Here is a 13,935-nt window from a genome sequence, read left to right as displayed (position 1 = left end):
CGGCGGTGGTGAGGCTTCTCCACCTAACGGGCGGCGTACACCCACCCCTAGCCCCTCCCTCGAGGGAGGGGGATTTGGGGGTTGTTTCTGGCTATAGCGATTTCTTCGGTGATGCGGGTCAGGACTCCTTCGGTGTTGGCCAGCACATCGTTGTTCCAGAAGCGGATCACTTTGTAGCCGTGAGCTTCGATGAGCTTGGTTCGCGCGGCGTCGGTAACACTGCCGGAATGCTGTCCGCCATCCAGCTCAATCACCAACTTCAGACTGCGACACGCAAAATCCGCGACATATCCGCCAATCGGAAACTGCCGCGTAAACTTTACGCCTTCAAACTGACTGGCGCGCAAATGCGACCACAATCGCCGTTCCGCACCGGTCATATCGCGGCGCAGTTTGCGTGCGATGTTAGTGAGTTTCTTTTCCGTCAATGCCGTACACCCATCCCCAACCCCGTCCCTCAAGGGAAGGGGCTTTTGATAGCACCAAGGGCCTAAATGCCAAAAAGAACAGACATTTCCTCCATCCTCGTTATTGGCGCTGGCCCGATTATAATCGGGCAGGCATGCGAGTTTGATTATTCCGGCACGCAGGCGATCAAGGCGCTGAAGGAGGAGGGCTACCGCGTTATCCTCGTCAATTCCAATCCGGCCACGATCATGACCGATCCGGAATTTGCCGACGCGACCTATATTGAGCCGATTACGCCTGAAATCGTTGCCAAGATTATCGAAAAAGAGCGGCCCGATGCAGTGCTGCCTACGATGGGCGGACAAACCGCGCTGAACTGCGCCTTGTCGCTGGAATCGATGGGTGTCCTTAAGAAGTTTGGCGTCCAGATGATCGGCGCGGATGCAGAGGCCATTGATAAAGCCGAAGACCGCCAGAAATTCCGCGATGCGATGGACAAAATCGGGCTGGAAAGCGCACGCAGCGGGGTGGCTCATTCGGTCGAAGAAGCGCAGGAAATCGTCAAGCGCACCGGGCTCCCCAGCATCATCCGGCCCAGTTTTACTTTAGGCGGAACCGGCGGCGGTATCGCTTATAACAAGGCCGAGTTTGAACGGATTGTCCGCGAGGGTCTGGAAGCCAGCCCGACAACAGAGGTTCTGATCGAGGAATCGCTGCTGGGGTGGAAAGAATATGAGATGGAAGTTGTCCGCGACAAGGCCGACAATTGCATCATCATCTGCTCGATCGAGAATGTCGACCCGATGGGCGTGCATACGGGCGACAGCATCACCGTGGCCCCCGCCTTGACGCTGACTGACAAGGAATATCAGATCATGCGCAATGCCAGCATCGCTGTGCTGCGAGAGATCGGTGTCGAAACAGGCGGATCGAATGTGCAATTTGCGGTAAACCCCGCCGATGGCCGCCTGATCGTGATTGAGATGAACCCGCGTGTTTCGCGTAGCTCTGCTTTGGCATCGAAAGCCACTGGCTTCCCGATTGCGCGTGTCGCGGCGAAACTGGCCGTGGGCTACACCCTCGATGAGATTACCAACGAGATTACCGGCGCGACGCCTGCCAGTTTCGAGCCGACCATAGATTACGTCGTCACCAAGATCCCGCGCTTCGCATTCGAGAAGTTCAAAGGCGCGAAAGACGATCTCGCCACCGCGATGAAGTCTGTCGGCGAAGTCATGGCCATCGGCCGAAATTTTCAAGAAAGCATGCAGAAGGCCCTGCGCGGGCTCGAAACCGATCTCGATGGTTTCAACCGGGTGGTCGAACTGGAAGGCGTGGCGCATGATGTTATTACTGCGTCGCTATCCCGCCGCACGCCCGACCGTATTTTGAAAGTCGGGCAGGCCTTCCGCGAGGGTTTGAGCGTAAAAGAGATCAATCATATTACCGGTTATGACAGCTGGTTCCTGCGCCAGATTGAGGATATTATCACCGCGGAAAAGCAGATCTCCGCTGACGGCCTACCGGGTGACGCCGCCGGGTTGCGCCGTTTGAAAGCGATGGGCTTTTCTGACAAACGCCTTGCGACCCTGGCCGTGCGCTCTGTCGGAGTGGCAGGCGGAATGGGCGAAACACAGGCGCGGCGCTCCGGTCTGCTACATGATGCGCTGCAGGCGATGGCGGGTGCAACATCGGAAGAGGAAGTCCGCACTCTACGTAAAAAACTGGGGGTGTTACCGGTATTCAAGCGCATTGATAGCTGCGCCGCCGAGTTCGAAGCGATTACGCCGTATATGTATTCGACATATGAAGCGCCAACCTTTGGCGAGGCCGAGAATGAGGCGATGCCGAGCGATCGCCGCAAGATCGTGATTCTGGGCGGCGGGCCCAACCGGATCGGGCAGGGGATCGAGTTTGATTATTGCTGCGTCCACGCCTGTTTCAGCCTGGCCGAGGCAGGGTTTGAGACGATCATGGTCAATTGCAATCCAGAGACTGTCTCGACCGATTATGACACATCCGATCGACTCTATTTTGAACCGCTGACAACCGAAGATGTGCTGGAAATCCTGCGGGTGGAACAGCAATCAGGCGAACTCGTTGGCGTGATCGTGCAGTTTGGCGGAATGACACCGCTCAAATTGGCTCAGGCACTGGCGAGCGCAGGTATTCCGATCCTAGGTACCAGCCCGGACGCAATTGATCTTGCAGAAGACCGTGAACGCTTTGCCAAACTGGTCGATACGCTCAAACTGAAACAACCGGATAACGGTATCGCCTATAGCCGCGATGAAGCCGCAGCCGTCGCGGCCAGTATAGGCTATCCGGTTTTGCTGCGCCCGTCCTATGTGCTGGGCGGCCGCGCGATGGAGATCGTCGATAGCGAGGCGCAGCTGGACGACTACATCAAAACGGCGGTTAATGTTTCGGGCGAAAGCCCCGTTCTGGTGGACCAGTATCTGCGCGACGCGATTGAATGCGATGTCGATGTGATCTGTGACGGCGAACAGGTCGTGGTTGCGGGTGTCATGCAGCATATCGAAGAGGCTGGGGTACATTCTGGCGACAGTGCCTGCACGATCCCGCCCTATTCGCTGCCAGCGGAAATCGTCGAGGAAATGGAGCGTCAGGCGGACGCATTGGCGATGGCGCTGGGTGTAAAAGGCCTGATGAACGTCCAGTTCGCCGTGAAAGATGGAGAGGTGTATCTGATTGAGGTCAATCCGCGCGCAAGCCGGACGGTGCCGTTCGTCGCAAAAGCTATTGGCCAGCCAGTTGCGAAAGTGGCAAGCCGTGTGATGGCCGGTGAAATGCTCAGCACATTTCCGCCATTCAAGCGCGATTTGCCCTATATGGCGGTCAAGGAAGCGGTCTTCCCGTTTGCGCGCTTTCCCGGTGCCGATCCCGTCTTGACTCCAGAAATGAAATCGACCGGCGAAGTGATGGGTATCGACCGCGATTTCCCGACAGCATTTTTTAAATCGCAATTGGGCGCAGGTGTCGTACTGCCGCAATCCAGGCCGGAAACCGGTGTTGTATTTGTTTCCGTAAAGGAAAGCGACAAGCCGATTATCGTGCCGGCGGTGCGGACTTTGATCCGATGCGGCTTTACGATTATCGCGACCAGCGGCACACAGCGTTATCTCGCTGAACAGGGCCTCGCGGTGGAGCGGGTCAACAAGGTGGCCGAGGGACAGCCCCACATTGTCGATAAAATGATCGACGGTGAAGTGGCGTTGGTGATCAACACGACGGAGGGCTGGCAGAGCATGATCGACAGTAAATCGATCCGTGCCACCGCTTTGGAGATGAAGATTCCATATTACACCACTGCCGCCGCATCCCTGGCAACAGCGGAGGCAATTGCGTTGGTCAAGCCGACTACGCTTGAAGTCCGTTCACTCCAGGACTATTATAATGTATAAATAGACACGCTTTCCTGGCAATTTTATCGGATCATTTCTGCTCATTCAGGGCGGTACGGTATTGAATTGTCTTCAGGGTCAGGCGCTTAACCATGATTGAGAGTTACGATGGAAAAGGTTCCCATGCTGGCCGAAGGCTACGAACGGTTGACGGCCGATCTGAAGGCGTTGCGCTCTGAACGCCCGAAAATTGTTGATGCCATAGAAGAAGCCCGCGCGCATGGCGATTTGTCGGAGAACGCCGAATACCATGCCGCAAAGGAACGTCAGGGCCAGGTTGAGGCGATGATCGGCGACATCGAGAGCAAGGTCAGCAGAGCACAGATTATTGACCCCAGAACATTGTCCGGCGATAAAATTGTATTCGGTGCCACTGTGACATTGCTGGATGATGATGATAAGCCGGTAACGTATCAGATCGTTGGGGAGACAGAGGCCGATGCATCGGGCGGACGGATTTCCTTCAGCTCACCGCTGGGACGCGCGTTAATCGGTAAAAACCTGGGCGACGAAATTGAGGTCACGGTTCCATCGGGCGATAAATTCTACCTCGTCGACAAAATAGAATATATCTAAACGATTTGGCCTAGCCGCTCACAGGAGCGGTTTTTCCATCGCGTAATTGTGGATGGACACGCCATCAATATCGAATTCGCGGCGGTACAACATCACGTAGCCGGCCCGTTCAAATGCGGGCCGGGCCAATTCGCTCGCTTCCGTATATAACTTGGCAATGCCCGATATCAGAGCGCGGTCTTCTGCTGCGCGCAGAACGGCATAGGCCAAACCGCGTTTGGTATGCTGGGGGTGGCAATAGAGCTGATCGAGGTGGCCGTCGGGTTCCAGCAATGCAAATGCGACCGGGACATTATCTGCGTCTGCCGCGATAAATATCGCATGGCCGCTCGCGGCGCGGTCTGCCAAGCCCTGCGTAGGCCTGTGCCGCGCAGACCAGGCGGCTATCTGCTCCTGCGAGTAGGCGGATGGCCCGACAACCGAAATTGCGGCCAAGGACAGCTCGTGTAGAGCCTCTGCATCGCCTTCAGCGAATGTACGAATGCGGTAGGGCATCATCATCATCCATGCCCCACAGTTTCAATGCTAGGCCGCGGGCGTCAGCAATTTGTGCAGCGGAACAATAACATATTTCATCTCTGCGTCATCGACCGTCCGCTGCGCATTCCCCCTCCAGGCCTCAACAGCGGCGTCATACTCACTGAAGATGCCAACCACATGAAGACTTTCGGGGTCCTGATACTCCATGCTGCGCGGGTCTTTCACCCGCCCGCCCATAACCAGATGGAGGGTTTGCTTGATGTCTGTTTCTTCCATGAATTTCTACTTTCTGGATTGGCGCGGGATAGACCCCTGTGTGTGCGAGGCACCCGGTCTATGCTGTACACCCAGCACACTTCATCGCATTAATGCTTTGCGGCTTTACCCGCAATACGGAGCGCCCGGCCAGCCTTTTTGCCCGCATCTCTCGAAAACGACTTTGCAGCCGCAGTTGCATTTGCGCCGACAAATGCGGCCCGGCGTCTGGCCGCGCCCGCATTGTCTGAAACCGTGTCACCCAGATCAGTGAGTGCATCCTTACCGGTATCTACGGCATCACCCACCGAATCCATGAGCCCGCTAATATAGGCCAGGCCGATCTCCGATGCGTATCGGCTGAGCTCACCGGCATTGCTGGAAACTTTCCTGCCTACCTCGCGGCCTGGCTTGGTCATGGCGCCAATCGCCAATCCGATCACTGCGACACCGGCCATCGTGGCCAGCGGATGGCGTTTGATAAAATCGCCTGCTGCCGCGGCAGCATCGCCCGCGCTGCTGCCCGCGCTACGCAATGCGTTGCGGGCTTCGGCGGCGTCAATCTTGTCTTTCAGAGCTGAGCGGTTATCTGTCGTACTCATATCATGCCTTTTTCTGGGCAGGTAATGCCTGCCCGATAGTGTTATTTCGGTTCGATTTTGTTGTCGGGATGAGCCGCCTTATCGGTCGTTATCGCCGATGGATCAGCAAGATTGCCAAATAATTCAGCAATCGGTTTGCGCGCGAGCCAGATAGCCGCGCCGCTGGCAATAGCTGCAACAATGGCCAGCTTACCGCCCGGCAACCCGGAGGCCTGTTCGCTGATATCGTCCAAGCCGGCGCTTAATCTGCCCGCAAACCGGGCGCCGATCGTTTTTGCGCCGATATCCTGCTTGACGTGATCAATATCGGCTAACACGACCGCTTTGGCGCTGCTTCTCAGCGCCCGATCAATACGTAACTGCCGGTCAAGTCTGTCGCCCATTACAATGTATCCGCTGGCGGGTTGTCTTTGAAAGCATTGGCCAGATTTTTGAATTTATCCCGCGCGAGCCAAAGCATGATGGCCACTCCGACCAACAGCGTACCTACCACTGCGCAGGTCGCCCCAACCGGTCCGAGCCATTCGATAAGCGAAATAACCGCTCCGATAACCAAGGCGATTAAAGCCAGATGCAGCAATGCAAGCGCCCCCAACACGTAAATTATCCCTGATTTTGACCGATTTGCGGCCAGGGAAAGACGTGTTTTTTGAAATGCAATTTCCGCTTCAACATAGGTCCTGCCATCATTGAGCATTGCAGTTATATCAGCCTGCAGCGAGCTATCCACCGCGGGATGCTCGCTGGCAGGGTCACTGTTCAGCTCTTCAGCAATGTCGGAACGGTCATCATACGTCATACAGGCAGTCTAACGGTTGCTCACGGTACACGCGAATGTTTTACCGGTTACTGCTGAATAAACGCGCAACCATGAAACCCAGAACGGCGGCGATACCAACCGCTGCACCTGGGCTCTTGCGAACTGCCTGGCGTGCATCTTCGCTAAGTTCTTCGACAGTTTTATTATCGATCTTGGCTGCGGTTTCCTGCAGGCTGCGCGATGCGCTACGGGCGTAATCGCCGTATTTTTCGCCCAGCTTTTCATCAATTACGCCAGCGTTTTCTGATACGACCTTACCCAGTGTCGAAATACCGTCGCTCGCCTTTGCCTTGGCTTCCACCGCCAATTCTCCCGCGCGGCCCTTGGCATCTGCCGCCCAGTCGCCAGAACGTTCCTTCGCCTCGTTGCGATAGGCCGCGGCGCGAACGCTGGCTTCTCCTTTAAGTGCAGCTGCGCCAGCCTTCGCCTCTTCAAGCGCGCTGTTAAACCGGGTCTTGGCTTCCTCTGTCCCGACTGGCTTGTTCGGGGTGATGGGTTTTTTCGCCGCTGGTTTATTGGCAGTTTTGCGTTTCGTTGCGGTTGTCTTTTTTACTTCGGCCATTTGATTCCCTCACATTCATATTCAGATTGCTATTTCACTGTCACCGTTTCACTTTGGCTCTATACCGATCTGCTGCCCGTATACCGATCTGCGGAGTGACGGGCTTTCTGAATACGGTTTCAGCCGATTGTGTACTTTAACGCAACTTGCGCCTCTTTGTTCCTGCGAATAAGGCGCTAAGCACGTTGATTAAAAACCCATATGGCGGTGTGTTAGAGAATTACAACACCTGCCGTTTTCTGATTTGCCGGAGCTTTTCCCATGACAGCAATTATCGATATCCACGGTCGCGAAATTCTGGACAGCCGGGGCAATCCTACTGTCGAGGTTGATGTCTTGCTGGAAGATGGCAGTTTCGGACGGGCGGCGGTGCCATCCGGCGCATCCACCGGCGCGCATGAGGCAGTGGAATTACGCGATGGCGATAAAGACAGATATCTTGGCAAAGGAGTATTGAACGCGGTCGCCGGGATTAACGGTGAACTTGGCGACGCTCTGCGCGGCCTTGATGCAGAGGACCAGCGCGATATCGATTTGGCGATGATTGATCTCGACGGTACAGAGAACAAATCCCGGTTGGGCGCCAATGCCATTCTCGGGTGCAGCATGGCGGTCGCGAAAGCAGCGGCCAATGCGCGCGGGATGCCCCTATGGGCCTATGTCGGCGGCGTCTCTGCCCATGTCTTGCCCGTACCGATGATGAATATCATCAATGGCGGTGAACACGCCGACAATCCGATTGATATTCAGGAATTCATGATCATGCCGGTCGGGGCTGATAGCATCGCAGAGGCAGTCCGCTGGGGCGCAGAGGTGTTTCATACGCTGAAAAAAGGACTGTCAGAAAAAGGTCTGTCAACGGCGGTTGGCGATGAAGGCGGATTTGCACCAAATCTTGCCAGCACGCGCGATGCGCTCGATTTCATCATGCAGTCGGTGGAGCAGGCTGGGTTTACGCCCGGCAGGGATGTGGTGCTGGCGCTGGATTGTGCGTCGAGCGAATATTTCTCTGACGGACAGTATGCTCTCTCCGGCGAAAACACCGTGCTCGACCCGGCACAAATGGCGCAGTATCTCGCCAAATTGTGCGATGACTATCCCATCCGTTCGATCGAAGACGGGATGGATGAGGATGATTTTGAAGGCTGGAAAGCTTTGACCGATGCTATTGGTGATACGATCCAGCTGGTCGGCGATGATTTGTTCGTGACCAATCCGGCCCGCCTGACGATGGGTATCGACAAAGGACTCGCCAATTCGCTGCTCGTCAAAGTCAATCAGATCGGCACGCTGACCGAGACTTTGGAAGCGGTGAATATCGCGCACCGTGCAGGCTACACCTCGGTCATGTCGCACCGCTCTGGCGAGACGGAGGACGCAACTATTGCCGATCTGGCCGTGGCGACCAATTGCGGTCAGATCAAAACCGGCTCGCTCGCGCGGTCGGACCGGCTTGCCAAATATAACCAGCTCATCCGGATTGAGGAGGAACTTGGCGCAAGCGCCCATTACGCTGGCGCAGGCTGCTTTGGCTGAACCGCCGATCACGGCGATTTCGCGGATTAACTGGCGAACCGCGTGTGGAGGGTGAACAAGGCGAGGGCGGCTTTGGCCGCTTCGCCGCCTTTGTCCAGTTGCGCAGGATCGGCGCGATGAATGGCCTGTTGTTCATCCTCGGTCGTCAGGATGCCATTGCCGATGGCGATACCATCCATTGTCAGCGCCATGATCCCGCGCGCACTTTCGCCCGCAACAATTTCGAAATGATATGTTTCACCGCGTATGACGACACCCAGCGCGACAAAACCGGCATATTGCTGGCTTTCCGCAGCCAGCGATATCGCGCCCGGAATTTCCAATGCGCCCGGAACCGTCAGCAGGTCCGCTTCGTGCCCTGCCTCCTGCAGTGCCGCGCGGGCTCCGCTGATCAGCATATCGTTCAAATGACTGTAGAACCGGGCTTCGACGATCAGGAAACGTGCCATCTGGGGTACTCCGTGAATAGGTCCGCTGCACTTAGCGAGCGCCGATCAAGGAGGGAAGGGGAATGGTGGACCCTGTTGGGATCGAACCAACGACATTCTGATTAAGAGTCAGACGCTCTACCAACTGAGCTAAGGGTCCATACCGCGCCGCGTGCAGATTTGCAGGCACAGCCTATGCGACATTAAATGAAGCCGCTGCGTTTCTGTTCCCGGTTCCAGCGGTTGATCATCATGAGCGTGCCAATGCAAATCATGTTGGTCATCATGGAAGACCCTCCGTGGCTCATAAACGGAAGGGGGATCCCCACGACCGGGGCCAGCCCCATCACCATCATCAGATTGATCGCGACATAGAAAAACATTGTCGCGACCATGCCGGCGGCGAGCAGTTTTGCGAACCTGTCATGGGCGGTTCTGGCAACCTGCAGACCCCAGCTCATGATCAGTCCAAAAATAAGCAGCACGAGCAATCCGCCGAGCAGCCCCCATTCCTCCGCCATCGTCGCAAACACAAAATCGGTGTGCGGTTCAGGCAGGTAATTGAGGTGACTTTGCGACCCTTCATTGAAGCCTTTGCCTGACAAACCGCCAGAGCCGATTGCGATCTTGGACTGGGTAATGTGATAGCCGGAACCGAGCGGATCGCTTTCGGGATCAAGAAAGGTTGTGACCCTGCGCTGCTGATAATCCTGCAGCGCGAAAAAATACGCAAGCGGTACAGCGACTGCGCCAACCAGGCCGCCCCCGACAAACCATTTCATCGGCAGACCCGCCAGAAACATCACCACGACGCCGCAAAAGACAATGGCGAGCGACGTACCCAGATCGGGCTGCAACAACACCAGAGCGACGGGTGCTGCAACCAGGGCACCGGCTGGCGCTATGGCCCGCCAGCTACCTATCATTCCGGCCGGCAAGCTGCTGTAAAACTGCGCCAGTGCCAGGACAATGACAGGCTTCATCAGTTCCGAGGGCTGGATACGCAAGCCGCCAAATTCCAGCCACCGCTGGCTTCCGCCCTTGATCGCACCCATTGCCTCCACGCCGACGAGCATCACCAGGACAAGCGCATATACCGGATAGGCTGCGAATTTCACGACATCGCGGGAGAACCACACCATGATGCAGGCCATGATCATGAATATGGCAAAGCGCAGCAAATGCGAGCTGGCGAATGGCTGGAAGTTTCCGCCGCCTGCCGAATATAAAACCGCACCGCCAAACCCCACCAGAATGAATAGCGGGATCAGCATTTGCCACGGCTGGCGGGCGATGGGCGCGGGGATTACCGAATTCATTGGCCGCCATCCACCAATCGGGAATCGATATTGGTTGACCGGTTTATCGCAGCATCGGCTGCTTCTGTTGCCGGTTGCGCCGCCGCGCGCCGTGCCTCAGCATCTACCCGCGCAAAAATATCTTCGTCACGGCTTGGGCGAGGGAGGACTTCAGCGCCCGCCGCGCTGGCATAGGCGGCATATTTGCGTTCCAGGCGCTCTTGCGCGGTTCCGCCCCATTGTCGTTCCAGCGCGTTCAGAGCGTCCAGCCCTTTTTGCGGGTCGAACAGAAACGTCATCACGTCTCGTGCAACTGGGTATGCAGCGCCCGAACCGCCGCCATGTTCAATCACCACCGCCCCGGCATAACGGGGGTTGTCATACGGCGCGAAGAAAATAAACAGGCCGTGATCACGGAATTTCCACGGGCCGGATCGCCCATCGGATTTGTTGAGCGAGACGACCTGCGCCGTACCGGTTTTGCCCGCCATCAAGACATCGGGAATCGGCAATTGCCCGCGCCGCGCAGTGCCCGGGCCATTGACGACATCACTCATGGCTTTGCGGACCGCAAGCTTATGCTCTTCTGATACGCCCATCGATTCAAAATTGGGCACCTTTTTACCGTCAAGGATAAGGCGCGGCTGGACCATCTTGCTGGTTGCAAGCCGTGTTGCCATCACCGCCAGTTGCAGCGGACTGGAGAGCATGTAACCCTGTCCGATGGTCGCGTTCACCGTATCGAACGGAGCCCAGGGCTGGCCATATTTTTCCTGTTTCCAGGCGGGATCGGGTACCGTACCATAAAACTGGCTAGTCACCGGCAGATCGAATTCCTGGCCCATACCATAGCGGCGCGCCATCGCGGCGATCGGGTCCATTCCCAGGCGCTGGGCGAAGTGATAGAAATAGACGTCACAGCTCTGATAGATGCCTTTTGCCATATCGACCGTGCCGTGGCCCCGCCTGTTCCAACAGCGAAATACACGATTGCCAACCCGCAGGCCGCCGCCGCAAAACACGCTTGCGTCAGGTTCCAGCCCCTCTTTCAGAAAAGCCATGCCGACCATCGGCTTCACTGTGGAGGCCGGTGGGTAAAGACCTTTCAGCACCTTGTTGCGCAGCGGCACGCGCTCGTCCTCTCGCAGCATGGAATATTCAACACTGCCAATCCCGTCAGAAAAGGAATTGGGATCAAAACTGGGCATTGAGGCCATGCACATCAGATCGCCCGTGAGCGTATCCATTACCACCACCGAACCGGATTCGAGCCCAAGCCGCCGTGCTGCGTAATCTTGCAGAGGGCCGTCAATCGTCAGCTTGACGGCATCACCCTGGACATCGGGCCTGGTGTCCAGATCACGAATGATCCGGCCCGAGGCTGTTACTTCGACACGCCGTGCGCCAGGTTCACCGCGCAGTGTCTGTTCAAACTGTTTCTCCAGCCCGTCCTTGCCGATTTTGTAACCCGGTGTGACCAGCAGCGGGTTACGGTCAATCTCATATTCCTCGGCAGAGGCTGGGCCAACATAGCCGATCAGATGCCCGACTGATGCGCCCGTGGGATAAAACCGGGAATAGCCGCGCTGCGGTACCACGCCGGGCAAATCCGGCAGACGCACGCTGATCGCGGCGAACTGGTCAAATGACAGGCCCGTGCCGACTTCCACTGGCTGAAACCCCCTGGCATCCGCCACACTCTGTTTCAGATCATTGATCTTGGCAGGGTTCAGGCTCAGCAGAGAACCGAGCGTATCAATTGTTTTGCCGGGCTCGATCATCCGCTCCGGAATGATATCAACCCGAAAGTCCGCCCGGTTCGAAGCAAGCGGTGCTCCATTGCGGTCGAGCAGCCACCCGCGCCGCGGCGGAATCAGCGTGAGATTGACCCGGTTACTTTCGGACTCCACACGGTATTTCTCGTTCTCCGCAATCGCGATGTAGCCCATGCGAACCGCCAGCAGCGTGCCCAGAGTACCGCCCGCGCCAGCGATGATGAAACTGCGCCTGTCATAGCGTGCCTTGAGCTGCGAAGCATTTACATGCGGCCCCGCACGCTTTGGCCCCTTGCTTGCCTTGCCGAACACCATCAGCCGATTTTCCGGACGCGCATCAGCCGGAACCGATCAAGTCTGGCGACCAGTCGCGACAGGACCGGAAAGATCAGGATGGATACCAGTAATTGCGGGGTCAGACCAATGAGCGCGCTCCATTCCCACGATCCGCCCGATACCAGAGCGCCAACCAGCAGAATGATGAAGATCGCGACAATGGCGCTGGCCCAATCCTGTATGAATGACCGCCACGGGAAGCGGACCTCAACCAGTTCGATGAAAATAAGCGTTAAAGACCATAGCAATATAGCGGAACCAAATGGCTGACCGCTGAACAGATCATCGATCATCCCCAGCGGAAAACCGGCCCAGATCGGAAACAGGCCGGGGCGGACCAGACGCCAGGCAAGCAGGAACAGAAACCCCAGCGGCGGCAGGAGCGGCACCGCGCTTGCCATCGGCAGAACTGCCAGAACGGACCCTATGACGACCGTTGAAACGGGCACACAATATACCAGAACCGGTGAATGCGCGCGGTTTATCCGGCTGCCATAGGCATCGCTGCGGGAGGATGGGTTGACCCTGTCCATCAGAGTGCCAGGGGCACATTCGCAGGCTGGTTCGCGCTGTCTAGCGTTTCCGGCAGCCAGATCGGTTCTACTGTCACGAAATCGGTTGCCGCAGGGTCGCTAATGATCCGCGCAACCGCACCATCATCGGTTACCTGCGTCACGATCGCCACTGCGATTCCGGGTTTGTAATATCCACCCGACCCGCTGGTCACGAGCATATCGCCTTTCTCCAGCGGGTTGATGCCCAGATTTATCAGTCTGATCTGCAGCAATCCATCGCCGCGACCCTCGGCAAAGGCAACCACTTCCTCGTCAGACAGGCGGACCGGCAGGATACTCTGGCTGTCGGTCAGCAGCAACACGCGTGACGTCGCGGACGCCACTTCCAGAACCCGCCCGACCACGCCCCGCGGACTGCGGACAGGCATTCCTACCTTCACGCCGTCGCGGCTACCGGCCCCGATATAGGCAAATCGCCTGCTGCTGGTGGATGTTGAACCGATCATCCGGGTCACTGCAATCGGCTTGTCGTCGGTTTCCGTCAAAGCCAGAAGGTCTTTCAGCCGATCATTCTCCTGAATAACCGCGTCCGCTTCTGCCAAGCGGATACGGGCCAGCTCGACCTCTTCTTTCAGGCGGGCGTTCTGGCCGCCAGCTGCAAGATAGCCAGCAATCCTATCGAACAGTCCCTGACCGCCGCTACGCGCTGCCGCGCTGGCTTCCCCCACGGGCCGCACGACAGTATCGGCGGCAACATTGCGCGGGCCGGAGAAGCTGCCTGGCTGCCACAGTGAAAAACCCAGCAAGACAGCACCAATTACAGCGCCAATCGCGGCGACGACATATCCAGTAAAGGTGCCATATTGCGCCCGGCGAGAATAGCTGGAGCGCCGGGTTTTAGGCGCCATGACGCGTCTCC

At 57.1% G+C, this 13,935-nt stretch carries 15 protein-coding genes and 1 tRNA gene; 3 read left to right on the top strand and 13 right to left on the bottom strand.

Going from position 1 to position 13,935, the window contains the following annotated elements; all coding sequences use genetic code 11:
• Positions 1-47: 47 nt before the first annotated feature.
• The gene (locus tag WA922_RS11190; protein WP_424771780.1) at positions 48-380 is read right to left on the bottom strand and encodes an endonuclease domain-containing protein; all 333 of its coding nucleotides are present in this window, start codon (positions 378-380) and stop codon (positions 48-50) included.
• Positions 381-494: 114 nt separating this feature from the next.
• On the opposite strand from WA922_RS11190, the gene carB reads away from it, so the two are divergent.
• Positions 495-3,833, top strand: coding sequence for a carbamoyl-phosphate synthase large subunit (gene carB, locus WA922_RS11185; protein WP_424771779.1), 3,339 nt, complete (start codon positions 495-497; stop codon positions 3,831-3,833).
• 108 nt (positions 3,834-3,941) lie between these two features.
• A complete protein-coding gene (gene greA / locus WA922_RS11180; RefSeq protein ID WP_424771778.1) occupies positions 3,942-4,409 on the top strand; it encodes a transcription elongation factor GreA in 468 nt (155 codons plus the stop codon).
• 18 nt (positions 4,410-4,427) lie between these two features.
• Here greA and WA922_RS11175 read toward each other — a convergent pair whose 3' ends face one another.
• The 6 genes from WA922_RS11175 to WA922_RS11150 all read right to left on the bottom strand — a co-directional run bounded on the left by WA922_RS11175 (position 4,428) and on the right by WA922_RS11150 (position 7,128).
• Positions 4,428-4,913 (bottom strand): GNAT family N-acetyltransferase, encoded by a 486-nt coding sequence (locus tag WA922_RS11175; RefSeq protein WP_424771777.1) that lies wholly within the window; start codon positions 4,911-4,913, stop codon positions 4,428-4,430.
• Between the two features lie 21 nt (positions 4,914-4,934).
• Entirely contained in the window at positions 4,935-5,165 is a 231-nt protein-coding gene (locus WA922_RS11170) for a DUF4170 domain-containing protein (RefSeq protein ID WP_424771776.1), read from the bottom strand.
• 89 nt (positions 5,166-5,254) lie between these two features.
• Positions 5,255-5,746 carry a hypothetical protein gene (locus WA922_RS11165; RefSeq protein ID WP_424771775.1) on the bottom strand — a complete coding sequence of 164 codons (492 nt, stop codon included), beginning with the start codon at positions 5,744-5,746 and terminating at the stop codon, positions 5,255-5,257.
• 41 nt (positions 5,747-5,787) lie between these two features.
• Positions 5,788-6,129 carry a hypothetical protein gene (locus WA922_RS11160; protein WP_424771774.1) on the bottom strand — a complete coding sequence of 114 codons (342 nt, stop codon included), beginning with the start codon at positions 6,127-6,129 and terminating at the stop codon, positions 5,788-5,790.
• Entirely contained in the window at positions 6,129-6,443 is a 315-nt protein-coding gene (locus WA922_RS11155; protein ID WP_424771773.1) for a phage holin family protein, read from the bottom strand. The genes WA922_RS11160 and WA922_RS11155 overlap by 1 nt, the downstream gene beginning before the upstream one ends.
• Positions 6,444-6,585: 142 nt before the next feature.
• The gene (locus WA922_RS11150) at positions 6,586-7,128 is read right to left on the bottom strand and encodes a hypothetical protein (RefSeq protein ID WP_424771772.1); all 543 of its coding nucleotides are present in this window, start codon (positions 7,126-7,128) and stop codon (positions 6,586-6,588) included.
• 261 nt (positions 7,129-7,389) lie between these two features.
• Between WA922_RS11150 and eno the strand changes: the two genes are divergently transcribed.
• Positions 7,390-8,664 (top strand): phosphopyruvate hydratase, encoded by a 1,275-nt coding sequence (gene eno / locus WA922_RS11145; protein ID WP_424771771.1) that lies wholly within the window; start codon positions 7,390-7,392, stop codon positions 8,662-8,664.
• Between the two features lie 26 nt (positions 8,665-8,690).
• Here the strand turns inward: eno and ribH are convergent, their stop codons facing one another.
• From ribH to mreC, 6 genes are all read right to left on the bottom strand, one after another.
• Positions 8,691-9,113 carry a 6,7-dimethyl-8-ribityllumazine synthase gene (ribH, locus tag WA922_RS11140; RefSeq protein ID WP_424771770.1) on the bottom strand — a complete coding sequence of 141 codons (423 nt, stop codon included), beginning with the start codon at positions 9,111-9,113 and terminating at the stop codon, positions 8,691-8,693.
• 63 nt (positions 9,114-9,176) lie between these two features.
• A tRNA-Lys gene (locus tag WA922_RS11135) sits at positions 9,177-9,252 on the bottom strand.
• A gap of 43 nt (positions 9,253-9,295) precedes the next feature.
• Positions 9,296-10,411 (bottom strand): rod shape-determining protein RodA, encoded by a 1,116-nt coding sequence (rodA, locus tag WA922_RS11130; protein WP_424771769.1) that lies wholly within the window; start codon positions 10,409-10,411, stop codon positions 9,296-9,298.
• Positions 10,408-12,480 (bottom strand): penicillin-binding protein 2, encoded by a 2,073-nt coding sequence (gene mrdA, locus WA922_RS11125; RefSeq protein ID WP_424771768.1) that lies wholly within the window; start codon positions 12,478-12,480, stop codon positions 10,408-10,410. The genes rodA and mrdA overlap by 4 nt, the downstream gene beginning before the upstream one ends.
• Positions 12,480-13,034, bottom strand: coding sequence for a rod shape-determining protein MreD (gene mreD / locus WA922_RS11120; protein ID WP_424771767.1), 555 nt, complete (start codon positions 13,032-13,034; stop codon positions 12,480-12,482). The genes mrdA and mreD overlap by 1 nt, the downstream gene beginning before the upstream one ends.
• Positions 13,034-13,924: a rod shape-determining protein MreC gene (mreC, locus tag WA922_RS11115; protein WP_424771766.1), complete on the bottom strand. Its 891-nt coding sequence runs from the start codon at positions 13,922-13,924 to the stop codon at positions 13,034-13,036. The genes mreD and mreC overlap by 1 nt, the downstream gene beginning before the upstream one ends.
• Positions 13,925-13,935 lie beyond the last annotated feature (11 nt).

It is taken from the genome of Pontixanthobacter sp. (assembly GCF_049682855.1).
Lineage (GTDB): Bacteria > Pseudomonadota > Alphaproteobacteria > Sphingomonadales > Sphingomonadaceae > Pontixanthobacter.
Note: the sequence above shows the minus strand (reverse complement) of the source record. Positions and strands in the feature narration are given on the sequence as shown.

Coding starts and splice junctions, on each gene's coding strand:
- WA922_RS11190 (WP_424771780.1), bottom strand. CDS start 380: ATGACCGGTGCGGAACGGCGATTGTGGTCGCATTTGCGCGCCAGTCAG.
- carB (WP_424771779.1), top strand. CDS start 495: ATGCCAAAAAGAACAGACATTTCCTCCATCCTCGTTATTGGCGCTGGC.
- greA (WP_424771778.1), top strand. CDS start 3,942: ATGGAAAAGGTTCCCATGCTGGCCGAAGGCTACGAACGGTTGACGGCC.
- WA922_RS11175 (WP_424771777.1), bottom strand. CDS start 4,913: ATGATGATGATGCCCTACCGCATTCGTACATTCGCTGAAGGCGATGCA.
- WA922_RS11170 (WP_424771776.1), bottom strand. CDS start 5,165: ATGGAAGAAACAGACATCAAGCAAACCCTCCATCTGGTTATGGGCGGG.
- WA922_RS11165 (WP_424771775.1), bottom strand. CDS start 5,746: ATGAGTACGACAGATAACCGCTCAGCTCTGAAAGACAAGATTGACGCC.
- WA922_RS11160 (WP_424771774.1), bottom strand. CDS start 6,129: ATGGGCGACAGACTTGACCGGCAGTTACGTATTGATCGGGCGCTGAGA.
- WA922_RS11155 (WP_424771773.1), bottom strand. CDS start 6,443: ATGCTCAATGATGGCAGGACCTATGTTGAAGCGGAAATTGCATTTCAA.
- WA922_RS11150 (WP_424771772.1), bottom strand. CDS start 7,128: ATGGCCGAAGTAAAAAAGACAACCGCAACGAAACGCAAAACTGCCAAT.
- eno (WP_424771771.1), top strand. CDS start 7,390: ATGACAGCAATTATCGATATCCACGGTCGCGAAATTCTGGACAGCCGG.
- ribH (WP_424771770.1), bottom strand. CDS start 9,113: ATGGCACGTTTCCTGATCGTCGAAGCCCGGTTCTACAGTCATTTGAAC.
- rodA (WP_424771769.1), bottom strand. CDS start 10,411: ATGAATTCGGTAATCCCCGCGCCCATCGCCCGCCAGCCGTGGCAAATG.
- mrdA (WP_424771768.1), bottom strand. CDS start 12,480: ATGGTGTTCGGCAAGGCAAGCAAGGGGCCAAAGCGTGCGGGGCCGCAT.
- mreD (WP_424771767.1), bottom strand. CDS start 13,034: ATGGACAGGGTCAACCCATCCTCCCGCAGCGATGCCTATGGCAGCCGG.
- mreC (WP_424771766.1), bottom strand. CDS start 13,924: ATGGCGCCTAAAACCCGGCGCTCCAGCTATTCTCGCCGGGCGCAATAT.